The following is a 22,422-nucleotide window of genomic DNA, read 5'->3' on the forward strand; positions in this document are numbered from 1 at the left end:
GCGCTCGATTCGCCGTCAGAGGTCGCGAAAGCCCCTGCCCTCGGCTGCGAGCCGCTCCAGCAGGGCGGATGGCTTGAAATCCGCTCCGAACCGCGCCTCGTAGTCGCGCAGCCGTTCCACCACGTGCCCCAAGCCCACCTGCTCGCCATAGAACATCGGCCCGCCGCGATAGACCGGCCAGCCATAGCCGTTGATCCAGACGATATCGATGTCCGAGGCGCGGATGGCGATCCCCTCCTCCAGGATCTTCGCGCCCTCGTTGACCATCGTGTAGATGCAGCGCTCCAGGATTTCCTGGTCGGAAATCGTCCGGCGGGCGATTCCCTTCTTGGCCGAGAGGTCCAGGATGATCTGCTCCACGAGCTTGGACGGCTTGGCGGTGCGGTTCTCGTCATAGTCGTAGAAGCCCGCGCCGGTCTTCTGGCCGCGCCGGTCCTGCTCGCACAGGATCTCGCGCACGGTCTCGCCCTTGGAGGTCTCCCGCGACCAGCCGATGTCGAGGCCGGCAAGGTCCGCCATGGCGAAGGGCCCCATGGGAAAGCCGAACTCGTAGAGCACCCGGTCCACGTCCCAGGGCATGGCGCCTTCGAGGATCAGGCGATTCGCCTCGCGCTGGCGCGGCTCGAGCATGCGGTTGCCTACGAAGCCGTGGCAGACGCCCACCAGCACCGCGATCTTGCCGATTTGGCGGCCGAGCTGCATGGCGGTGGCGATCACGCGCTTGTCGGTCTTATCGCCGCGGACCACCTCCAGCAGCCGCATGATGTTCGCCGGCGAGAAGAAATGCATGCCGAGCACGGATTCCGGCCGCTTCGTCATCGCGGCGATCTCGTTCACGTTGAGATAGGACGTGTTGGTGGCCAGGATCGCACCCGGCTTGGCGATGGCATCGAGCTTGGAGAAGATCTCCTTCTTGATCGCCATGTTCTCGAACACGGCCTCGATGATGAGGTCGCAATCGGCGAGGTCTTCCAGCTTCAAGCTGCCGGTGAGGAGGCCCATGCGGCGCTCCACGTCCTCCATGCTCATGCGGCCCTTCTTGGCCGTGCTTTCGTAATTGCGCCGGATCACGCCCAGGCCGCGCTCCAGGGCTTCGGGCTTCGCCTCCACGATGGTGACGGGAAGGCCCGCATTGGCGAAGTTCATGGAGATGCCGCCGCCCATGGTGCCGGCGCCGATGATGCCGACCTTCTTCACGGGAAGAGTGGGCGTGTCGTCGGAAATGTCCGGGATCTTCCAGACCTGGCGCTCGGCGAAGAACACGTGGCGCTGGGCCGCCGACTGCTCGCCGCTCACGAGTTCCTGGAACAGCTGGCGCTCGAGCCTGATGCCCTCGTCGAAGGGCTGGTTCACGGCGGCCTCGATGCAGCGGATGTTGTATTCCGGCGCCTCAAAGCCGCGGAACTTGCGGGCATTTGCCTTTCGGAAGTGCTCGAAGATCTCCGGCTTGCCGCGCGCAGGTGCGATCTTGTCCTCGAGATCGCGCACCTTCTTCAGCGGGCGGTTCTCGGCAACCACTTGGCGGGCGAAGGCGATGGCGCTCGCGAGAAGATCCTTCTCGTCCACGAGCTCGTCGACGATCCCCATCTCCTTGGCAGCCTTCGCCGAGATCGGGCTGCCGGAGGTGACCATCTCCAGGGCCTTCTCGGGCCCGACCAGCCGGGGCAGGCGCTGCGTGCCGCCGGCACCCGGCAGCAATCCGAGCTTCACTTCCGGGAAGCCGACCTTGGCCGAGGACACGGCGACGCGATAATGGCAGGCGAGCGCCGTTTCCAGTCCGCCGCCGAGCGCCGTCCCATGAAGGGCAGCGACGACCGGCTTCGCGGAAGCTTCGATGAAGTCCACCACCTCGGGCAGCATCGGATGCTTCGGCGGCTTGCCGAACTCGCTGATGTCGGCGCCGGCGAAGAAGGTGCGGCCCTCGCAATGCAGCACCACCGCCTTGATGCCCGCATCGGCCCCGGCTTGCCTGATGCCCTCCACGATGCCTTCGCGCACCTGCGCCGAGAGCGCGTTCACGGGAGGGGAGTTGACGGCGAGCACGGCGATCTCGACCTCGCGCCTCAGCTCGACGACGGAATTGATGCGGGTTGCAGAACTCATCTCGGCCGCGCTGCTCATGCTGCTCTCCTCCCCTGATTCGGTGCGCTTGTCTGAAACCGTGTCCTAGTAGATCTCGAAAAGGCCGGCCGCGCCCATGCCGCCGCCGACGCACATGGTGACGACGCCGTATTTCGCACCGCGGCGCTTGCCCTCGATGAGGATGTGTCCGGTCATCCGCGCGCCCGACATGCCATAGGGATGGCCGATGGAGATGGCGCCGCCGCTCACGTTGAGCTTCTCGTTGGGAATGCCGAGACGGTCGCGGCAATAGAGCACCTGGCAGGCGAAGGCCTCGTTGAGTTCCCAGATGTCGATGTCGTCAACCGTCAGGCCATGCTGCTTGAGCAGCTTCGGCACGGCGAAGACCGGCCCGATGCCCATCTCGTCGGGCTCGCATCCGGCCACCGCCATGCCGCGATAGGCCCCAAGCGGCTGCAGGCCGCGGCGCTCGGCCTCCCGCGCCTCCATCAGCACCGAGGCCGAGGCGCCGTCGGAGAGCTGCGAGGCGTTGCCGGCGGTGATGAAGCGGCCCTCCTTCACCTGCTGCCCGTCCTTGAAGACCGGGTTCAGAGCGCGCAGGTCCTCCAGCCGCGTCTGCGGGCGGTTGCCTTCGTCCTGCGCGAGCGTGACCTCGCGCTCGGAGGTGGCGCCGCTCGCCTTGTCGACCACGGTCATGGTCGTGGTCATCGGCACGATCTCCTGCGCGAAGCGCCCCTCGGCCTGTGCCTGCGCCGTGCGCTGCTGGGACTGCAGCGCATACTCGTCCTGCGCCTCGCGGGAGACGCCGTAACGATGGGCGACGATCTCGGCGGTCTCGAGCATGGTCATGTAGAGCGCCGGGATCCTTTCCACGAGCGCAGGATCCTGTCCGCGATAGCGGTTCATGCGCTCGTTCTGGACGAGCGAGATCGATTCGAGCCCGCCGCCGACGGCAATGTCGATCCCGTCGACCACGATCTCCTTGGCGGCGGTAGCGATGGCCATGAGGCCGGAGGCGCATTGCCGGTCCATGCTCATGCCCGCGATGCTGGTCGGCAGACCGGCGCGCAGAGCCGCCTGGCGGGCGACGTTCGACCCGGTCGAGCCCTGCTGGAGGGCGGCGCCCATCACCACGTCGCCGATCTCGCCCGGATCGACACCTGCGCGCTTCACGGCCTCGGCAATGGCATGCCCGCCCAGAGCCTGGGCCTGCGTGTTGTTGAAGGCCCCGCGATAGGCTTTCCCGATCGGGGTCCGTGCCGTGGAAACGATGACAGCCTCGCGCATGTGCAGATCCTCCCTGATGGCCCGGAACTCTCCGGGCTTCCCTCTCGCCGGGCATGCTGAGGCCTGGCGCCTTCACCTTCTTACCGCTATTAATGACAAAAGCGGTATGTTTTTGTCCAGTCCAAATCCTTTTGAAAATATGAGGAAAATTCTTGCGCTCATAAGTTTTCGAAAAATCGGCTTGCATCTGACGGCGCTGACGATACCCTGCCTTCCATAACGAACACGCGCTTTCTGGGGAGGAAGCGAAGGATGCTGGCCCTACTCAGCAGGCAGCCGGGCGGACCGGAGACGCTCGTGCTGGACACCGTGGCCGAGCCGCGCCCCAAGGCCGGGGAGGTTCTGCTGGCCGTGCGGGCCTGCGGCGTCAACTATCCCGACGCGCTGATCATCGAGGACCGCTACCAGTTCAAGCCGGAGCGCCCCTTCTCGCCGGGCGGCGAGGTGTCGGGCGTGGTCGAGGCCGTCGGCGAGGGCGTGTCCTTCCTCAAGGTCGGCGACCGGGTCATCGGCTCCTGCGGCTGGGGCGGCATGGCGGAAAAGCTCGCCATCGCCGCCGACCGCTGCATTCCCATGCCGGACGCCATGCCCTTCGACGAAGCCGCCGCCTTCGTCATGACCTACGGCACCTCCTACCATGCGCTCAAGGACCGGGCGCAGCTCAAGCCTGGCGAGACCCTGCTGGTGCTCGGCGCCGCCGGCGGCGTCGGGCTTGCGGCGGTGGAACTCGGCAAAGCCATGGGCGCGAAGGTGATCGCCGCAGCCTCGTCGGAGGAGAAGGCGGCACTGGCGCGAAAGCACGGCGCTGACGAGAGCCTCGTCTATCCCCCGGGTCCCTTCGACAAGGACGGCGCCAAGGCCCTGGCCGAAGGGTTCAAGGCGGCCTGCGGCCCAGACGGGGCCGACGTCATCTACGATCCGGTGGGCGGCGACTATTCGGAGGCGGCCCTGCGGGCGATTGCCTGGGAGGGCCGGCTCCTGGTGGTGGGCTTCCCGGCCGGGATCCCGAAGCTTCCGCTCAACCTGCCGCTCCTGAAATCCTGCCAGATCGTCGGGGTGTTCTGGGGCGCCTTCGCCCGGCGGGACCCAAAGGCCAATGCCGCCAATCTGCGGGAGCTGCTCGACCTCTACGACCGCGGCACCATTCGGCCCGTGATCTCCGAGCGCGTGCCCCTGGCGCGGGCGGGGGAGGCCATCGCGGCTCTGAGCGCCCGCAGGGCGCTGGGCAAGATCGTCGTCACCATGGAGGGAGCGGAAGCCCGATGAGCCGGCAGGCCTTTCCCTGGGAGCGCTCCTACCCGCCCGGCGTGCGCTGGGATGCGCCCATCGTGCCCACGACCCTGCCGAAGCTGTTCGACGAGGCGGTCGCCTCCTATGGCGACAATCCGGCCATCGAATACCGGGACAGGCGGATCACGTACCGGGAGCTCGGCCATCAGGCGGATGCCTTCGCCGCGGCCCTGCTGCGCGCCGGCATCGACCGCAACGAGGCGGTGGCGCTCTACCTGCCGAACACGCCCTATCACCCCTTCGCCCTCTTCGGCATCGCGAAGGCCGGCTTCCGGCTCGCGCATCTGAGCCCTCTCGACGCCGAGCGGGAGCTGGCGCACAAGCTGCACGACAGCGGCGCGCGCACCCTCGTGACGACCAATCTCGCCAGCCTGCTGCCGATGGCGCTGAAGCTCCTCGACGGCGGGCATGTGGACCGCGTGATCGTCGGCGAGGACGCCGCGTGGGGTCCCTCACCCGCACCGGTGGCGCCGATCCCGGAGCGGCCCGGCGTGGTCACCTTCGAGGCCTTCATCCGCGACGCAGCGCCACCCCCGCAATGGCCGGGCATCACGCCCGACGACATCGCCCTGCTGCAATATACCGGCGGCACCACGGGGATCCCGAAGGGTGCGATCCTCACCCATGGCAACCTCACGGCGGCGGTGGCCATGTACGAGGCTTGGTTCGGCCCGCAGCTGAACACGCGCCCGGGGGAGCAGCGGGTGATCTGCGCCCTGCCCCTGTTCCACATCTATGCGCTGACCACGATCCTGCTGCGGCAGATCCGGAACGGCAACGAGATCCTGCTGCGCCTGCGCTTCGATCCGGAGACGACGCTCCGCGACATCGGGGTGAAACGCGCCACGGCCTTTCCCGGCGTTCCCACCATGTGGATCGCGCTCGCCAATCATCCGGGCCTCGAGAGGTGCGACTTCTCCTCGATGATCCATTGCAGCTCCGGGGGAGCGCCGCTTCCGATCGAGGTGGCGGAGCGTTTCCGGCGCCTGACCGGGCAGCGGCTTCTCGGCGGCTGGGGCATGACGGAGACCTCGCCCGCCGGCACGAACCTGCCGCTGAAGGGGCCGCCGAAGCCGGGCTCGATCGGCATCCCCATGCCGGGCGTGGAGCTCGAGATCGTGTCTCTCGCCGAGCCGCGCCGGGTGCTCGGCGCAGGCGAGATCGGCGAGCTGCGCGTGAGGGGCCTCAATGTCAGCCGCGGCTACTGGAACAAGCCCAAGGAAACGGCAGAAGCCTTTACGCCCGAGGGCTTTCTCACCGGCGATATCGGCTACAGGGACGAGGACGGCTATTTCTTCATCGTGGACCGCCGCAAGGACATGATCATCTCCGGCGGCTTCAACGTCTATCCGCAGGTGATCGAGCAGGCGGTCTACGAGCATCCCCAGGTGGAGGAAGCGGCCGTGATCGGCATTCCCGATTCCTATCGCGGCGAGGCCGCCAAAGTGTTCGTCAAGCTGAAAGCCGGTGCGCCGGGCTTCACGCTGGAGGAGCTTCAAGCTTTCCTCGCCGACAAGATCGGTAAGCATGAAATGCCTGCGGCGCTCGAGATCCGCGACGCGCTTCCGCGCACCTCCGTCGGCAAGCTCTCGAAGGTCGAGCTGCGCGAGGCGGAGAAGCGCGCATGCGGGAGCCTCGCGCCATGAACACGCTCATCCACACCCTTCGATTCCGCGCCTAGAGGACATCCGCCATGGATCTGCGCTTCACCGACGACGAGCTCGCCTTCCGCGACGAGGTTCGCGACTTCTTCCGCTCGGCCCTTCCGGACTCGATCCGCCGCAAGATGATCGACGGTCACCATCCGAGCAAGGAGGACCTCGTCACCTGGACCCGCATCCTCAACGCGAAGGGCTGGGCGGTGCCGCACTGGCCCGTGGAATGGGGCGGCACCGACTGGAGCCCGGTCAAGCAGTACATCTTCCGCGAGGAGCTGCAGAAAACGCCGGCGCCCGAGCCGCTGGCTTTCGGCGTCAACATGGTGGGCCCGGTGATCTACACCTTCGGCAACGAGGAGCAGAAGCGCCGCTTCCTGCCGCGCATCGCCAATCTCGACGACTGGTGGTGCCAGGGCTTCTCCGAGCCGGGCGCCGGTTCCGATCTCGCCTCGCTCAAGACCACCGCCCGGCGCGACGGCGACCATTACATCGTCAACGGGCAGAAGACCTGGACGACGCTGGCCCAGCACGCGGACTGGATCTTCTGCCTCGTGCGAACGGATTCCAGCGTGAAGAAGCAGGAGGGCATCTCCTTCCTGCTCGTCGACATGAAGACACCCGGCGTCACGGTCCGCCCGATCCAGACCATCGACGGCGACCACGAGGTCAACGAGGTGTTCTTCGACGACGTGCGCGTGCCGGCCGAGAACCTCGTCGGTCAGGAGAACAAGGGCTGGGACTATGCCAAGTTCCTGCTCAGCAACGAGCGCGTCGGCATCGCCCGCATCGGCATCTCGAAGGCGCGCCTGCGGCGGGTGCGGGAGCTTGCGAGCCTCGAGCGGGTCGGCGACGTGCCGCTGATCGAGATCCCGCGCTTCCGCGAGAAGCTCGCCGCCGTCGAGGTCGAGCTGAAGGCGCTCGAGATGACGCAGCTGCGCGTGGTGGCCGGCGAGAGCCGGCGCGAGAAGGGCAAGCCGGATCCGGCCTCCTCCATCCTCAAGATCAAAGGCTCCGAGATCCAGCAGGCGACCACCGAACTGCTGATGGAGGTCGTCGGCCCCTTCGCCCTCCCCTACCATCCGGAGGAGGAGGGCCGGAACGAGCCCATCGACGGACCCGACTGGGCGAGCACTGCGGCGCCGACCTATTTCAACTGGCGCAAGGTCTCGATCTACGGCGGCTCGAACGAGATCCAGAAGAACATCATCGCCAAGGCGATCCTGGGGTTTTAACCTCTTTCAGGAACTGAGCGTGAGGAAACGCGGACATGGACTTTGATCTCAGCGAAGAGCAGCGCCTCCTGAAGGACAGCGTCGATCGCCTCATGGCGGACCGCTACGATTTCGAGAGCCGCAGGCGCTATGCCAAGGAGCCGGAGGGCTGGAGCCGGGAGCTGTGGGGCGCCTATGCGGAGCTCGGCCTTCTCGCCCTTCCCTTCGACGAGGCCCATGGCGGCTTCGGCGGCGGGCCGGTGGAGACCATGACGATCATGGAAGCCTTCGGCCGCTCCCTCGCGCTGGAGCCCTATCTCGCCACGGTGATCCTGGGCGGAGGCCTGCTGCACCACGGCGGCAGAGAGGAGCAGAAGGCCGAGTACCTGCCCCAGGTCGCCGCGGGCGACCTGCGCCTCGCCTTCGCCCATACCGAGCGCCAATCCCGCTACGACCTCTTCGACGTGGCCGCGACGGCGCAACGCGACGGGGGCAGCTTCGTTCTCGACGGGCAAAAGAGCGTGGTGCTGCACGGCGACAGCGCCGACAGGATCCTCGTCACGGCGCGGGTCGCCGGCTCCCGCAGGGATCGGGAAGGCATCGGCCTCTTCCTCGTCGACGCGGCTGCGCCGGGCCTTTCGCGCCGCGGCTATCCCACGCAGGACGGGCAGCGCGCGGCCGAGATCGCGCTCGATTCCGTGCGGGTCGATGCAGCGAACGTGATCGGCGATCCCGAGAATGCCCTGCCCGTCGTGGAGCGCGTGGCGGATATCGCCATGGCGGCGCTCGCCGCGGAGGCCATCGGCGCCATGGACGAGATGCTCAAGCTCACGGTCGATTACCTGAAGACGCGCCGTCAGTTCGGCACCACCATCGGTTCGTTCCAGGTGCTGCAGCACCGCTCGTCCGAGATGTTCATCGCGCTGGAGCAGGCACGCAGCATGGCCATGTTCGCCGCCATGATGGCGCAGGACGAGAACGTAGAGGAGCGCCGCAAGGCCATCGCCGCCGCGAAGGTGCAGATCGGCCGCTCCGGCCGCTTCGTCGGCCAGCAGGCGATCCAGCTTCACGGCGGCGTCGGCATGACCATGGAGTACAAGGTGGGCCACCTCTTCAAGCGGGTGACGATGATCGACACCCTGTTCGGCGATGCCGACCACCACCTGTCGAAGCTCGCCGAGGCGGGCGGGCTGATGGCGGCGTAAGGAGATTGCGATGCTGTTCCCCTTGAGCCCCCGAGCCGAGGAGCTCCGCACGCGGGTGACGGAGTTCATGGAAACCCATGTCTATCCCGCCGAGGAGGTGTTCGAGCAGCAGCTCGGCGCAATGCCCACGCGCTGGGGCGTGGCGCCGGTCATGGAGGATCTTAAAGAGCGCGCCAAGGCCCAAGGGCTGTGGAACCTGTTTCTCCCGAAGCGCCACTATCCTGATTCGCTCACCAACGTGGAATACGCCCAGATCTGCGAGATCATGGGCCGCTCGCCCATCGGCGCAGAGCCGTTCAACTGCTCCGCACCCGATACGGGAAACATGGAGACGCTCATCCTCTACGGCTCCGAGGAGCACAAGGAGCGCTGGCTGAAGCCCCTGATGAACGGCGAGATCCGCTCGTGCTTCGCCATGACGGAGCCGGAGGTGGCCTCGTCCGATGCCACCAACATCCGCACCGAGATCCGCCGCGAGGGCGACGAATACGTGATCAACGGGCGCAAGTGGTGGACCTCCGGCGCCATGGATCCGCGCTGCAAGATCGCCATCGTCATGGGCAAGACGAACCCGGACGCGCCCAAGCACCAGCAGCAATCGATGATCCTGGTGCCGATGGACACGCCCGGCGTGCAGGTGATCCGCCCGCTCACCGTCTTCGGCTATGACGACGCGCCGCATGGCCATGCGGAGGTGGTTTTCGACAACGTTCGCGTGCCCGCCTCCAACATCCTGCTCGGCGAGGGGCGCGGCTTCGAGATCGCTCAAGGGAGGCTCGGGCCGGGGCGCATCCATCACTGCATGCGCTCCATCGGCCTCGCGGAGCGGGCGCTGGAAACCATGTGCAGGCGCGCGCTCTCCCGCAGCACCTTCGGCAGGCAAGTGGCCGACCACGGCGTGACGCGCCACTGGATCGCCGAATCGCGCATGGAGATCGATCAGGCCCGCCTGCTCACGCTCCAGGCCGCACGCATGATGGACGAGGTCGGCAACAAGGCGGCGCGCGCCGAGATTGCCATGATCAAGGTGGTGGCGCCCAACGTGGCGCAGAAGGTGGTGGATCGGGCGATCCAGGTCTGCGGCGGCGGCGGCGTATCCCAGGATTTCCATCTCGCCTATGCCTATGCCCGCGCCCGCGTGCTGCGCCTCGCCGACGGCCCCGACGAGGTGCACCGCGAGACGGTCGCCAAAATCGAACTCGCGAAATACAAGCCGGCCGATCGGCCGCACAATGCAGGGCCCGCCGCATGACGTCTCCTTTCGATCTCACTGGAAAAGTCGCGATCGTCACCGGATCGAGCCGCGGCATCGGCCGTTCCATCGCAGAAACCATGGCCGCGCTCGGTGCGAAGGTCGTGGTGTCGAGCCGCAAGATCGAGGCCTGCGAGCCGGTGGTCGAAGGCATCCGCGAGAAGGGCGGCGAGGCCGTCGCCATCCCCTGCAACATCTCGCGCAAACCTGAAGTCGAGGCGCTCGTCGCGGGCACGCGGGAGTGCCTCGGCCCCATCGACATTCTGGTCTGCAATGCGGCGGTCAATCCGGTCTACGGCCCCATGAACCAATTGAGCGACGAGGCCTTCGACAAGATCATGGGCGCCAACGTGAAGAGCAATCTTTGGCTCTGCAACCTCGTCATGCCGGAGATGGCCGAGCGGGGCGGCGGCGCGGTGGTGATCGTCTCGTCCATCGCGGGCCTGCGCGGCACGGGCGTCATCGGGGGCTACGGCATCTCCAAGGCGGCCGATTTCGCGCTGGCCCGCAACCTCGCCGTGGAATGGGGACCGCAGAACGTGCGCATCAACTGCATCGCGCCAGGCCTGATCAAGACGGATTTCGCGCGCGCCCTGTGGGAGGATCCGCAGGCGTTGGAGCAGCGCAACAGCCAGACGCCCCTGCGCCGCATCGGCACGCCGGACGAGATCGGCCCGGTGGCCGCCTTTCTGGCCTCGTCGGCCTCAAGCTTCATGACGGGCCAGACCGTGATCGTCGACGGTGGGGTCACGATCGCATGATCGGCGGGACGTGGAACAGGAGCACCGCATTCCCGTTCCTATGATGATTCCACTGCCCGATGAGCCCATGGGAAACCTGCTCCGCATCCTCCTTGCCATCCTCCTGCCCCCCGTCGGCGTGTTCTTCACGGTGGGCCTGGGCGGACAGTTCTGGCTCAACATCCTCCTGACGATCCTGGGATACATCCCCGGCATCGTTCACGCGGTCTGGATCATCGCGCGCCGGAACCGCTGACCCGATCTCCATGCCCGTAAGGCTGGGCGCCTCCAGACGGAAGCGCGGCATATACTTTGGGAATACGCCCGAGGAGAGTGCCGGATCGCCGGATGAAGCCTTGTGACGTAGGGTCATGAACCGCTATGAATGAGCATCGCTCAAGCTTCCCCTCCACCATCCGCGGTTCCCATGGCCTATGTTCAGTTCTACGACGGCCTTCCCTTCGGCTGCCGCCTGGCCGATCTGTTCGCCAGTCCCGCCTCGGGAATCAGCCTGACGGCGACCATCACCCCGAACCTCGCTTCCTTCGAGGTTGCCTCGAGCCGAGGCCGCGTGCCGGTGACCTATTATGGCCCCTCCTTGTCCATGAACCAGGGCTCGGTCGCGGCCATGACGTTCGGCTTTGACTCAAATCCGTGGATCGTCTACGGCAGCGCCTCCTCTCCCCTCGCGCAGTTTTCCTACTCGGGCGGACTCGCCGCGTTCCATGCCGGCGGTGCCGCGGCGGCAGCGCTCGTCATGGCGGGCGCCGACTATCTGCAGGGCTCGTCCAACGGCGATTTTCTGGAGGGCTACGGCGGCGACGACACCCTCAACGGCGGGCGCGGCGCCGACACGATGGCCGGCGGCATCGGCAACGATCTCTACTTCGTCAGCGACATGGGCGACCGCATCTTCGAGGCGTTCGACGGCGGCATCGATACGGTCGTCACGCGCATCGGCTATACGCTGTCCAAGTCAAGCCACATCGAGGTTCTGCAGGCCGCGACCGGGCGCACCGCCCTTGCGCTCACCGGCAACGCCTATGCCAACCACATCATCGGCAACAGCGGAAAGAACCTCATCGACGGCGCTGGCGGGGCCGACACCCTGGCGGGCGGCGCAGGCAACGATACTTACCGGGTCGGCAGCACCAGCGCCGTCGTCCTTGAGAGCGCCGGAGAGGGCGCCGACACGATCCTGGCGCGCTCGAACTTCACCCTGTCCGGGGGCAGCGCCGTGGAAAAGCTGGTCGCCGAGGGCAAGCGCGGGCTGCGCCTTGCAGGCAACGAACTCAACAACACCGTCGTCGGCAACAATGCGGGCAATGTGATCGACGGAATGGGAGGACGGGACACCGTTTATGGCGGCACCGGGCGCGACGTCATTCGAGGCGGCGAGGGACGCGACGCGCTCTATGGCGGCGACGGAGCAGACCGTCTCTACGGCGAGAACGGCGACGACATTCTCTATGGCGGCCCGAGCAACGGCATTCTCTGGGGCGGCGCCGGCAACGACAGGATCTACGGTTCCTGGAACAACGACAGCCTGCGCGGAGAGGCCGGAAGCGACAGGCTCTTCGGCGACACCGGGAATGACGTTCTGTCCGGCGGCGAGGGTCGCGACAGGATCTCCAGCGGAGAGGGCTACGACCGCTTCGTCTTCGACACGCCGCTGGACTCCCGCACCAACGTGGACACCCTGGTCGACCTCAACCCCTGGGCCGACCAGGTCCGCCTGAAGCTGTCGGTCTTCAGCGAGATCGGCAGGACGGGCAAGCTGAGCGCCAGCCGCTTCTGGATCGGCGACGAGGCCCACACAAAATCACACCGGATCATCTACGACAAGGATTCGGGCAGCTTGTACTACGACCCCGACGGCACCGGATCGGCGTTGCAGATCAAGTTTGCCAGCGTCGGAAAACTGGAGCTGAGCGCCTCCGCCTTCGTGGTCTTCTGACCGGCTCCGGCGCGGCCGGATCGCCCTGGCTGCCAGGCGAGGGACCGAATGGAGCGATGCTTTAGTAAATGGCGCACCCGACACGATTCGAACGTGTGACCTTTGCCTTCGGAGGGCAACGCTCTATCCAGCTGAGCTACGGGTGCTTTGCGGCGATGGGCCTGGTTCTTCCCTACCCGATTACGGCTTCCAGGGCAACCTCTGAGGTCACGGGGCCTGCCGGGATGAGCTTCCCGTGGGCGGGAGGACCAGGGACAGATCCGCCTCTCCGAGCTGCCGGTACTGGCCCGGCTCCAGATCCTCCGGCAGGTCGAGCGCCCCGATCCGGTTCCGATGCAGGGCCGTCACATGGTTGCCCACGGCGGCGAACATGCGCCGGACCTGATGGTAGCGCCCCTCCGTCACCGTCACATGGGCGCTGGTCGGGGAGAGCACCTCCAGCCGCGCCGGCAGGAGCGGCTTGTCCTCGCCCTCGAGCATCAGGGTTCCCGAGGCGAAGATCTCCCCCTCGTCTCCCTTCAGGGGACGATCGAGGGTCACGTGGTAGCGCTTGGGAATGCTGGCGCGGGGCGAGATGATCCGGTGCAGGAGGCTGCCGTCATCGGTCATCAGCAGCAGGCCGGAGGTCTCCTTGTCGAGCCGCCCCACGGTTGAGAGTGCGGGATCGCGCCGGCGCCAGCGCTCGGGCAGCAGACCGTAGACCAGGGGTCCGGCCTCCTTGTGCGAGCAGGTGACGCCGAGAGGCTTGTGCAGCATCAGCACCAGGCCTGGCGGGGGATCGAGGGGCCTGCCCTGGACCTGCATCCGCTCCGGGAGATCGCGGGTTACGGCGATGCGCTGATCGGGATCCTCGATCTCGATCCCATCCAGCACGACCAGCCCGGCATGGACGAGCTGCTGAACCTCGCGGCGGGAGCCGTAGCCCAGATTGGCCAGGAGCCGGTCGAGGCGCAGGGTCGGAATCTTGCTCATCGAAGGGCCTCGTGGATCTTGTAGCCGGATGCCTCAAGCGTTGGGGTCACGCGCCGGAACAGGGGCTTCAGCACGGCCTCGTAGGGAAGGTGCCGGTTGGCCACGAGCCACAGCACGCCGCCGGGGCGCAGAGACTCCGCCGCCTGGCGGATGAAGCTCTGGCCGAGGGACCGGTCCTCGGCTCCGCCATCGTGGAAAGGCGGGTTCATCACCACGAAGTCGAGGCCCTTGAGCCCCGTGCCGGAGCGGACATCCGTCCAGCGCAGCGCGGCGCGCGGATCGGCGATGTTGCGCCCGGCCATGGCGACGGCGCGGCGGTCGATGTCGAGCATCGTCAGATGCTCGACCTTGGGGGAGGCCAGGATCGTGCGGGCGAGAATGCCGATGCCGCAGCCGAGATCCGCGCCGCGGCCGGCAAGAGCCGGCAGGGTCTGCGCCAGGAGGGCACTGCCGGGATCGATTCGGTTCCAGCTGAACACGCCGGGCCAGGTCCACAGGTTCAGCGCCTCGTCGAGTCGGGGACCGCCCTCGGCGAGGGCCTCCCCGATCCCGGTGAGGCGCTCCGGCCGCTCGGCCGTGCAGATGCGATGGTGCCGGCGCGAGACCTCGCCGGCCTCGCAGCCGAATTCCCGAAGCTCCTTGGCGATCCGGGAGCCGCCCTTGTCCTTCGCCGCCAGTACGGTCAGGGAGCCGCCAGGGGCCAGCGCCCGGAGAGCCAGCGCCACCGTATAGCGCCGCTCCACGGTGCCCGGAGGCGCCAGCACGAGCATGCTGTCGAGGGAGCCCTCAGGCTGCTCCTCGAGCGCTGCGGAACCGGGGATCAGGGGTGAGAACTGGATTGCGCCCTCCGGCGCCTCGGCCAGTTCGGCCGGTGGCGTTCCATAAACGCCGCTTCGGATCGGATCGTGCAAGGTCTGAAGGTCCACGCTGAACGCCAGCGTTCTTAGACGGCCGCGGCCCGAAAGGTAAGCCTCAACGGCCCTTGTGGGCCCGCTCCGCACCGGCCGCACGGATCTCCGATTCGCCGACGGCGCGCTGGGAACCGCTCACCGTATCCCTGATGCGGTAGCCCCGCTCCCCGCGGCTGTCCTCGGGCATGAGGCGAACGATCTCGTAAGTGCCGCTCGTGCGGTCGGCAAAATGCGCCGCCGCGGCGTTGACCAGTTGGCCCATGGAATACTTGTGCGTCATGCGTCTCTCCTCAGGAAGCAGAAAGCCGCCCCGTGAGGAGCGGCTTCGCCGGGCGGCGCGCGAAGCGCGCCGCTCGTCTGCATGTAGACGGCCATTACGCCGTCTGGATGTTGTTGACGGCGACCTTGCCGGAACGACGATCCTCGGCGGTGTCGAAGGACACCTTCTGGCCTTCGCGCAGGCCGCGCAGGCCAGCCCTCTCAAGAGCCGTGGCGTGGACGAACACGTCCTTCTCGCCGTTGTCGGGCTGGATGAAGCCGAAGCCCTTTTGGTCGTTGTAGAATTTCACGGTGCCCGTAATCATGGGAATATCCTTGGTCTGTCAGTGTCAGTGCACGTGGGCATGAGGGCGCGCAGACGCGCGACCTTGCACCCGTTTCGTCGATGTTTGGGAAGAGTTGTCTGAACGTGCGCCTGGCATGCCAAGGCGAAACGGCCCGATTGTCCGGCCAAATGTCGATAAGAATGACTTAGTGCTCCCTTACGGCGAATACAAGGCATGATTCCGGAAAAGGTTGAAAGCCCCGCCGGCGGGCGCCGCATCAATAGCGCAGGCGCAGGGCGCGAATCTCGCCGGCGGCCGTCGGATCCGCGCAGGTGATCCGGGCCCTCGGACAGGCGGAGACATAGGCCGGGGTGGGGCAATAGGTCTGCACGAAGCTTTCGTCGATGGCGCAGGTCACGTGCACCCGGTAGCCGCGCCGTGCTGCGCCCGGTCCCATATGCACGACGGAATAGCCAAGCCCCTGATCGGCGAGCCTTGCGATGGGGCGGTCGGGCTGGACAAGGACGGTTCGGGCCTGGGCGACCCTCGCCGACCTTGTCACGTCGGCGCCCTGAGCCGCCGGGGCCAGAAGAACGGTTGCTAGGATGGTCCCGACCAATAGCTGTCTCATGCTGGCCTCACCGGAATATCATGCGGAGCAGGCGGGCTGTGCCGCCACGCCGGTGGGTTAATGCACAGCCCAGCTTCGGGATCCCGTCCGGCCGCCTGCACGAAGGATTAACCACAGCCGCCGGTCCCGGGCGCTGCCCTGCCGGATTTAAGCAACCGGTAGGATCTTTGGCCCGATAACCGCCTCGAACGAGTTGTGAACCGATCAGGATCCCATGCACCACATTCATCTCGCTGAGGGTATGCGGCTTCGCTTTCCGGCGCGCAGCGCCGATTTCGACCAGGGTGTCGAAGTCGGCATCGTGGCGGCCCTGATGAGCCAGGATCTGACGGAGTTCACCCGCCGCATCTCGAAGGACAACCTGGGCCAAGTGCGGGCGCTGGTGGAGCAGTTTGGCTACCGGCTGGTGGAAGGCGCGGCCGACGAGGATTTCGTGGAGCTCAACTTCTACAGCCGCACCGCGCGCCCGCGCCTGCGGGTCGTCCACTCGAGCGCGTCAGCCTGAACAGCGCCCGCTGCCGCGCGCGCACCCGCTCGCGATAGGCCGTGTAGAGGCCGCTGAGCGCGATGATCCCCGCGCCGGCCACCGTCCAGGCATCCGGCACGGAGCCGAAGGCCAGATAGCCCAGCGTGCCGGCCCAGATGAGCTGGACATAGGAGAACGGCGCGATCAGCGACGCATTGCCGTGGCGATAGGCCAGCACGATGAGCCAGTGCCCGATGGCGAAGAGGATGCCCATGGCGAGCCCCATGGCGATCTCGGCCGTGTCCGGCGTCACCCATGCGAAGGGCATCAGCGCGGAGAGCACGAAGGTGCCGACGAGCGACGACCAAGCCAGCGTCGTGAAGGCATGATCGCCGCCGATCTTGCGGGTCACCACCGCGCCCACGGCCCAGCTCGACGCCGCGGCGATGGGCAGGAGCGCCGCAGCCTGGAAGGCGCCCGTTCCGGGGCGGATGACGACCATCACCCCGACGAAGCCGACGGCCGCCGCGGTCCAGCGCCGCCAGCCCACCGTCTCGCCCAGCACGACCACCGACAGCGCCATGATCAGGATGGGAGAGACGAAGAAGATCGCCGTGGCGTCGGCCACGGGAAGATAGGGGAGACTCGCGATGAACAGGAGGGAAGAGCCGACCATCCCCAGGCCCCGGATCGCCTGCAGCCCGGGCCGCCGGGAGCGCAGGAGCGTGGGCCCGCCCTTCGCCAGCACGACGGGAATCGCGACGAGGGCGAAGGTGACATAGCGCATCCAGGCCACCTCCGGCGGCGGCAGCGTGGACGCGAGCTGCTTGGTGATCACGTCCGCGACGGAGAAGACCACGGTGGAGGCGATCAGGAACAGGATGCCCCGCAGGGGAGAGGAAGCCGTCTGGCCGGAGGGCTCCACAGGAGCCGCATGCGTCCTGGCGGCGGGGGTGGCGGTCATGAGGAGCTCAAAAAAAGAGGGCTCGTGCGGGGGCGCAACGAGCCCGAGGATCTCGAGAAAGAGGAGGTGATGGGCTCCATCAAAGGTCCGTTTCCGCTCCCGGAGAAGTGCAAACTCGGCAGATGGTCCATGCTTTATGCGAATGGACCCCTTCGGCACCTGTCCTACTCTTGCGTCTTGAGCATAAGCTGGCGAGCCTCGACCCCGCGAGGGACCGCGGCCAGGTGGAAGAAACCCATGCAGCATGACGCGCCCGCCACCCCGAGCCGCCTGGTCGGCGGGACTCCGGCCTTCCGCCGGCTGAACCTCGCCCTCTTCGCGGCCGGGTTCTCGACCTTCGCCATCCTCTACTGCGTCCAGCCCCTGCTGCCGGAATTCTCCCGCGAATTCGGGGTGAGCGCGGCCGCGAGCAGCCTCTCCCTGTCCCTTTCGACCGGGTTCCTGGCGGTGTCCATGCTCGTGGCGGGCTCCCTGTCCGAGGTCTGGGGGCGCAAGCCCGTGATGGTGGCCTCGCTTCTCGCCTCGGCCCTGCTCACCATCCTCTCCGCCGCTGCCCCGACCTGGACCGGCCTGCTGGTGGCGCGCATGCTGATCGGGGTCACGCTCAGCGGCCTCCCCGCGGTCGCCATGGCCTATGTGAGCGAGGAGGTGGACCCGAAATCCATCGGACTGGCCATGGGCCTCTTCATCGGGGGCAATGCGGTAGGCGGCATGGCGGGCCGCATCATCAGCGGCGTGCTGACCGATCTCGGATCGTGGCGGCTGGCGATCGGGCTGATCGGGGCGGCGGGGCTCGCCGCGGCCCTTGCCGCATGGCGGAGCCTGCCGGCATCGGCCCATTTCCAGCCGCGCCGGGCCCATCCCGCCGAATTGCTGCGCTCCCTCCACGGGCACCTGCGCGACCCTGGCCTGCGCGCGCTGTTCGCGGAGGCTTTCCTGCTCATGGGCGGCTTCGTCACCCTCTACAACTATCTCGGCTACCGCCTCACGAAGCCGCCCTATTCCCTCAGCCAGAGCGCCATCGGCGCCATGTTCTCAGCCTACCTGATCGGCACCTGGAGTTCCGCCTGGATCGGGGCGCTGGCCGACCGGCTGGGCCGCCAGCGCGTGTTCTGGACGATGATCGCCATCATGCTGGCCGGCGTGGCGCTGACGCTGTTCCAGCCTCTCGCGATGGTCCTGTTGGGCATCGTCGCCGTCACCTTCGGCTTCTTCGGCGGGCATTCCATCGCCAGCAGCTGGGTGGGGAGCCGCGCCCCGACGGCCAAGGCACAGGCCTCGGCCCTCTACCTCTTCTGCTACTATCTCGGCTCGAGCACCGTCGGGACTCTCGGAGGCGTGTTCTGGACCCATGAGGGATGGCCAGGCGTGGCGGGTCTGGTGACAGGCCTGCTGATGGCAGCGCTGGCCCTGGCTTTCTGGCTGGCGAAGCTGCCGCCTCAGAGTCATGCAGCCGTTCCGGGAAGAGGCTATAGCAACTGAAATCTCAGGCTATAATCAACGTTTGTTACAATATATAATCAACAAATTCGCGGCGAAGAGAATTCGTCCAGGCTAAAGCCGCCGTTCATCTACCATGTAGAACGTCTTATTCTTGCCCCATTAGCCTCCATCTTGCACGACCTCGTACAACAAATAAGGGAATGCAACGTGGATCAACGCAAGGCAACGCTCACACTCGCCGGCTTGTTCATCGCCGGATCGGCTCTCTTCTCTGCGCCGGTGGCGCAGGCGCAGCCGGCTGAAACCTCCAGCAGAGTGATCCAGAGCGGCCGCGCCTCCTGGTATGGCCCGGGCTTTCACGGACGCAGGACGGCCAGCGGCGAAACCTTCAACACCCATGCTCTCACCGCCGCCCATCGCACCCTCCCCTTCGGCACCAAGGTGCGGGTGGTGAACAAGCGCACCGGCAAGTCCGTCGTCGTACGCATCAACGATCGCGGTCCTTTCGCCCATGGCCGCGTGATTGATCTCTCCAAGGCCTCGGCGCAGGCGATCGGCATCTCGGGGGTCGGTTCCGTCACCCTCGCGCAGCTCTGATGCGCTCCCTTTTCCTATCGATTTTTTTCATCACCTAACGATTGCGAAAACCTCCTGGCCGGCATCCCCGGCCGGGAGATTTATGGAACTCAGACCCCTTTCATCCGCTTTTCCCCCGTCACCTTTTCTCCAGAAGAGGCCTTTGGGAAACGCATGAAAATCGGTTGGCCGCTGGCACTCAACACCGCTGTCCTGACGCTGCTGACGGCTGCAGCCCCCATGGCCGCCGCGCAGACCGGACGAGCTTGGATCGACCCTCCGGCCGAGGGCTCGGCAGCGCCGCCCCCTTCGCCCGGGTCCCAGGCGCCGGCATCGCCCCCGCCGCAGGCTGCCTCGCCGGCCCCGCCTGCAACGAACCCTCCCGTTCAATCCGCGCAGCCGCAGACCCCGATCATCCGGCCCGATCCCGCCCCCAGCCGCCAGGCGGAGCAGCCCGCCTCCCCGCCTTCCGCCGCGCCGCCAGCCGTGACGGCCCAGCCGAGGCGCGACCCGGAAGACGACAAGCGCACCGCCAGGGCCTCCGTGGCCAAGCGGTTTGCCACCGACTATCTCAACTCCTGGTCTGCCCCGAACGACGCAGCCCTCGAGGCAACGGCAGCCTTCTACGCCCCGCGCGTGCTGTTTCACGGCCGCGAGGTCAGCCTGAAGCGGCTTTTCGACGAGAAGCGCCGCTTCGTGAAGCGCTGGCCGGAGCGGGAGTACCGCCCGCGCGAGGACGGGGTCGGCACGGTGTGCAACCCGGCCGGGGAGATCTGCACGGTACATGCGGTCTTCGACTTCACGGCCTCCCATCCCAGGCGCCGACGCATCTCTCAGGGGACGGGAGCGCTGCAGCTCGTGGTTCAATTCATCGGCGACAGGCCTGTGATCGTGGCCGAGCACAGCACGCTGCTCGGCCAGGAACGCAAGCGCAACCTCGCTGAGGGAGCCTCTCATGATTGACGACACGATCGCCCAGGATCCATCCGCGGATTCGCGCCGCTCCTGGACCCGCATGCGGGAGAAGATGCGCGAGACCATCCATGCGGAACTCGACAGGATCAATCCCACCGACGATGCCCGCCGTGCCCTCGAGCTGATCATCGAATCCTCCGTGCGGCCATCGGAGGTGGATGGGGAGCTCAAGCTCACGGTCATCGATCATGACGGCAAGCCGCGGACCATCGAGAGGGACGGGCAGCACTCGGAGTTCACGCTCCAGGATCTCTTGGCGGAGCTGCGCGGGCGCTATCCGGTTCTGTTCAGGCCCGCGAAGCCGGAGGAGCCGGCCAAAGCCGTGGACGACGGAACGCCGAAGGCGCCCGCCAAGCCGCGGCGCGACTGGCTCACCCTCGATACGAAGGAGGCCGGCTCCAAGCAGGAGGTCCACCCGGCTCGGGCCGAGCCCATGCCCTTGCAGATGCCGCAGCAGAAGAAGCTGCGCATCCATGAATGGTCCCGCACCACGCTCGACGGCTGGAAAGCCGCCGCATCGCGGCTCGGGCCCAAGGTCCGGTCCGAGGATGGAGATGCGGCGGCTGCCGAGCACGACCGCATGGTGTTCGGCACCATGGGCGCGCGCTCCTGGGCGCGACCGAGCCTGATCCTGGGCGCCGTGGCGGTTCTTGCGCTTCTGGGGGTCGGCGCCCTGCTGTTCCGGGGCGACGACGCGCCGTCGCAGGCGGTGGCGAGGGCTCCTTCCGGCCCGAGCGCCGCCACGCCCGGCCCGATCCGCGATCCGGAGCCCCTGACGACCGGCTCGACCAACGCCTCCGGCTCCCTGCGGGGCGTGCCCGAGGTGATCGATACGGCAACGCTCTCGCTGAACGGCGAGGTGGTGCGCCTGTTCGGCGTCGAATGGGCTCCCGGCGCCGGCAAGCCGGAGGATCTGGCGCAGTATCTTCAGGGGCGCGAGGTGGCCTGCACGCCGGCGGGCGCGAACGACGTGTACCGGTGCCAGGTCGGAGGTCAGGACCTGTCGCGCGTGGTGCTGTTCAATGGCGGCGGGAAGCCGACCGGGGAGGCGACGCCGGAGCTGAAGGCCGCCGCCGACAAGGCCCGCGAGGCGAAGATCGGCGTCTGGGGCAAGCAGCAGCCATAAAAAAGCGGCCCCTGCATCGGCAGGAGCCGCTCACCTCGATCGTGGCTTAGGCGCTCACTGCGGCGGGAGCGGGAATCTCGATCTCGATCTCGAGGGTCGAGATGTCCGAGTCGCGATTCATCTTCACCTGAACGTTGTCCTGCTCCACCATCACGTGGCGGCGGACGACGGCCAGGATCTCTTCCCGCAGCTGGGCGACAAGATCGGGCTTGCCCCCGACGATGCCGCGCTCGTGCGCCAGCAGGATCTGCAGGCGCTCGCGCGCCACGGGCGCGGAGGTGCGCCGGTTGAAGAAGCTCAAGAGGTTCATGCGGCCCTCCGTCCGAACAGCTTGCCGAACAGGCCCTTCCTGTCGGTCGGGATGGTGAGCTCGACAGTCTCGCCCTTGAGCCGGCGCACCGCATCGAAATAGGCCCGGCCCGGCGCGCTGGCAGGATTGTTGAGCGTCACCGGCGAGCCCACGTTCGAGGCCCGCAGCACTTCCTCGCTCTCAGGGATGATGCCGATGAGCGGGATGGAGAGGATCTCGAGAACGTCGTCGACTTTGAGCATCTCGCCGCGCTCGGCACGGACGGGATCGTAGCGGGTGAGCAGCAGGTGCTTCTCGATGCGCTCGCCCTTCTCGGCCTTCTCGGTCTTGGAGTCGAGCAGCCCGATGATGCGGTCGGAGTCGCGCACCGAGGAGACTTCCGGATTGGTGACGACCACCGCGACGTCCGCATGGCGCATGGCCATGGTCGCGCCGCGCTCGATGCCGGCCGGGCTGTCGCAGATGATCCAGTCGAACTTTTCGCGCAGCTCGTTGAGGACGCGCTCGACGCCCTCTTCCGTCAGCGCATCCTTGTCGCGGGTCTGGGAGGCCGGCAGCAGGGAGAGGTTCTCCAGCCGCTTGTCGCGGATGAGCGCCTGATTGAGCTTCGCATCGCCCTGCACCACGTTGATGAGGTCGAACACCACCCGGCGCTCGGCTCCCATCACGAGATCCAGGTTGCGCAGGCCGACGTCGAAGTCGATGACGACGACCTTCTCGCCGCCATGCGCCAGCGCCGCGCCCAGAGCCGCCGAAGACGTTGTCTTGCCAACGCCACCCTTGCCGGAAGTTACGACCAAGACTTTGGCCATTGTCGTCTC

The 22,422-nt window shown here is 67.0% G+C and carries 23 protein-coding genes and 1 tRNA gene; 13 read left to right on the forward strand and 11 right to left on the reverse strand.

What is annotated here, in order from left to right; genetic code table 11:
• Positions 1-15: 15 nt before the first annotated feature.
• Together GR303_RS04170 and GR303_RS04175 are read right to left on the reverse strand one after the other, a co-directional pair.
• Positions 16-2,085, reverse strand: a complete 2,070-nt coding sequence (locus GR303_RS04170) for a 3-hydroxyacyl-CoA dehydrogenase NAD-binding domain-containing protein (protein ID WP_425487084.1) — start codon at positions 2,083-2,085, stop codon at positions 16-18.
• Positions 2,086-2,166: 81 nt separating this feature from the next.
• Positions 2,167-3,369, reverse strand: a complete 1,203-nt coding sequence (locus GR303_RS04175; RefSeq protein ID WP_161721258.1) for an acetyl-CoA C-acyltransferase — start codon at positions 3,367-3,369, stop codon at positions 2,167-2,169.
• A gap of 252 nt (positions 3,370-3,621) precedes the next feature.
• Here GR303_RS04175 and GR303_RS04180 point away from each other — a divergent pair, with 252 nt between their 5' ends.
• The 8 genes from GR303_RS04180 to GR303_RS04215 all read left to right on the forward strand — a co-directional run bounded on the left by GR303_RS04180 (position 3,622) and on the right by GR303_RS04215 (position 12,682).
• Positions 3,622-4,635 carry an NADPH:quinone oxidoreductase family protein gene (locus GR303_RS04180; protein WP_161721257.1) on the forward strand — a complete coding sequence of 338 codons (1,014 nt, stop codon included), beginning with the start codon at positions 3,622-3,624 and terminating at the stop codon, positions 4,633-4,635.
• On the forward strand, positions 4,632-6,305 hold the full coding sequence (pimA, locus tag GR303_RS04185) for a dicarboxylate--CoA ligase PimA (protein WP_161721256.1): 1,674 nt from the start codon (positions 4,632-4,634) through the stop codon (positions 6,303-6,305). The genes GR303_RS04180 and pimA overlap by 4 nt, the downstream gene beginning before the upstream one ends.
• A gap of 47 nt (positions 6,306-6,352) precedes the next feature.
• Entirely contained in the window at positions 6,353-7,549 is a 1,197-nt protein-coding gene (pimC, locus tag GR303_RS04190) for a pimeloyl-CoA dehydrogenase large subunit (protein ID WP_161721255.1), read from the forward strand.
• Positions 7,550-7,584: 35 nt separating this feature from the next.
• The gene (locus tag GR303_RS04195; RefSeq protein ID WP_161721254.1) at positions 7,585-8,733 is read left to right on the forward strand and encodes an acyl-CoA dehydrogenase family protein; all 1,149 of its coding nucleotides are present in this window, start codon (positions 7,585-7,587) and stop codon (positions 8,731-8,733) included.
• A 10-nt stretch (positions 8,734-8,743) separates the two neighbouring features.
• Entirely contained in the window at positions 8,744-9,985 is a 1,242-nt protein-coding gene (locus tag GR303_RS04200) for an acyl-CoA dehydrogenase (RefSeq protein WP_161721253.1), read from the forward strand.
• Positions 9,982-10,746, forward strand: a complete 765-nt coding sequence (locus tag GR303_RS04205) for an SDR family NAD(P)-dependent oxidoreductase (RefSeq protein ID WP_161721252.1) — start codon at positions 9,982-9,984, stop codon at positions 10,744-10,746. The genes GR303_RS04200 and GR303_RS04205 overlap by 4 nt, the downstream gene beginning before the upstream one ends.
• 67 nt (positions 10,747-10,813) lie before the next feature.
• Positions 10,814-10,981 (forward strand): YqaE/Pmp3 family membrane protein, encoded by a 168-nt coding sequence (locus GR303_RS04210; RefSeq protein ID WP_161721251.1) that lies wholly within the window; start codon positions 10,814-10,816, stop codon positions 10,979-10,981.
• Positions 10,982-11,110: 129 nt separating this feature from the next.
• Positions 11,111-12,682 (forward strand): calcium-binding protein, encoded by a 1,572-nt coding sequence (locus tag GR303_RS04215; RefSeq protein ID WP_161721250.1) that lies wholly within the window; start codon positions 11,111-11,113, stop codon positions 12,680-12,682.
• Between the two features lie 69 nt (positions 12,683-12,751).
• Here GR303_RS04215 and GR303_RS04220 read toward each other — a convergent pair.
• The 6 genes from GR303_RS04220 to GR303_RS04245 all read right to left on the reverse strand — a co-directional run bounded on the left by GR303_RS04220 (position 12,752) and on the right by GR303_RS04245 (position 15,741).
• Positions 12,752-12,828 (reverse strand) — tRNA-Arg (locus GR303_RS04220).
• Between the two features lie 61 nt (positions 12,829-12,889).
• Positions 12,890-13,654, reverse strand: a complete 765-nt coding sequence (locus GR303_RS04225) for a pseudouridine synthase (protein WP_161721249.1) — start codon at positions 13,652-13,654, stop codon at positions 12,890-12,892.
• Positions 13,651-14,553: a methyltransferase gene (locus tag GR303_RS04230; protein WP_161721434.1), complete on the reverse strand. Its 903-nt coding sequence runs from the start codon at positions 14,551-14,553 to the stop codon at positions 13,651-13,653. The genes GR303_RS04225 and GR303_RS04230 overlap by 4 nt, the downstream gene beginning before the upstream one ends.
• Positions 14,554-14,626: 73 nt before the next feature.
• The gene (locus GR303_RS04235) at positions 14,627-14,845 is read right to left on the reverse strand and encodes a hypothetical protein (protein WP_161721248.1); all 219 of its coding nucleotides are present in this window, start codon (positions 14,843-14,845) and stop codon (positions 14,627-14,629) included.
• 94 nt (positions 14,846-14,939) lie between these two features.
• Positions 14,940-15,149, reverse strand: coding sequence for a cold-shock protein (locus GR303_RS04240; RefSeq protein ID WP_161721247.1), 210 nt, complete (start codon positions 15,147-15,149; stop codon positions 14,940-14,942).
• A 238-nt stretch (positions 15,150-15,387) separates the two neighbouring features.
• Positions 15,388-15,741 carry a hypothetical protein gene (locus tag GR303_RS04245; protein ID WP_161721246.1) on the reverse strand — a complete coding sequence of 118 codons (354 nt, stop codon included), beginning with the start codon at positions 15,739-15,741 and terminating at the stop codon, positions 15,388-15,390.
• A gap of 214 nt (positions 15,742-15,955) precedes the next feature.
• Between GR303_RS04245 and GR303_RS04250 the strand changes: the two genes are divergently transcribed.
• Positions 15,956-16,246, forward strand: coding sequence for a hypothetical protein (locus tag GR303_RS04250; protein WP_161721245.1), 291 nt, complete (start codon positions 15,956-15,958; stop codon positions 16,244-16,246).
• On the opposite strand, the gene GR303_RS04255 is transcribed toward GR303_RS04250, so the two are convergent.
• Positions 16,182-17,171: a DMT family transporter gene (locus tag GR303_RS04255; protein WP_161721244.1), complete on the reverse strand. Its 990-nt coding sequence runs from the start codon at positions 17,169-17,171 to the stop codon at positions 16,182-16,184. The genes GR303_RS04250 and GR303_RS04255 overlap by 65 nt on opposite strands.
• Before the next feature lie 237 nt (positions 17,172-17,408).
• On the opposite strand from GR303_RS04255, the gene GR303_RS04260 reads away from it, so the two are divergent.
• The 4 genes from GR303_RS04260 to GR303_RS04275 all read left to right on the forward strand — a co-directional run bounded on the left by GR303_RS04260 (position 17,409) and on the right by GR303_RS04275 (position 21,291).
• Positions 17,409-18,653: an MFS transporter gene (locus GR303_RS04260; RefSeq protein WP_161721243.1), complete on the forward strand. Its 1,245-nt coding sequence runs from the start codon at positions 17,409-17,411 to the stop codon at positions 18,651-18,653.
• 168 nt (positions 18,654-18,821) lie between these two features.
• Positions 18,822-19,211 (forward strand): septal ring lytic transglycosylase RlpA family protein, encoded by a 390-nt coding sequence (locus tag GR303_RS04265; RefSeq protein ID WP_161721242.1) that lies wholly within the window; start codon positions 18,822-18,824, stop codon positions 19,209-19,211.
• Between the two features lie 153 nt (positions 19,212-19,364).
• Entirely contained in the window at positions 19,365-20,153 is a 789-nt protein-coding gene (locus GR303_RS04270) for a hypothetical protein (protein ID WP_161721241.1), read from the forward strand.
• On the forward strand, positions 20,146-21,291 hold the full coding sequence (locus GR303_RS04275; protein WP_161721240.1) for a thermonuclease family protein: 1,146 nt from the start codon (positions 20,146-20,148) through the stop codon (positions 21,289-21,291). The genes GR303_RS04270 and GR303_RS04275 overlap by 8 nt, the downstream gene beginning before the upstream one ends.
• 46 nt (positions 21,292-21,337) lie before the next feature.
• Here the strand turns inward: GR303_RS04275 and minE are convergent, their stop codons facing one another.
• Together minE and minD are read right to left on the reverse strand one after the other, a co-directional pair.
• Positions 21,338-21,601 carry a cell division topological specificity factor MinE gene (minE, locus tag GR303_RS04280; RefSeq protein WP_161721239.1) on the reverse strand — a complete coding sequence of 88 codons (264 nt, stop codon included), beginning with the start codon at positions 21,599-21,601 and terminating at the stop codon, positions 21,338-21,340.
• Positions 21,598-22,413, reverse strand: coding sequence for a septum site-determining protein MinD (gene minD, locus GR303_RS04285; protein WP_161721238.1), 816 nt, complete (start codon positions 22,411-22,413; stop codon positions 21,598-21,600). Before minD ends, minE begins: the two co-directional genes overlap by 4 nt.
• Between the last annotated feature and the right edge of the window lie 9 nt (positions 22,414-22,422).

It is taken from the genome of Microvirga arsenatis (assembly GCF_009910705.1).
Taxonomy (GTDB): Bacteria; Pseudomonadota; Alphaproteobacteria; order Rhizobiales; family Beijerinckiaceae; genus Microvirga; species Microvirga arsenatis.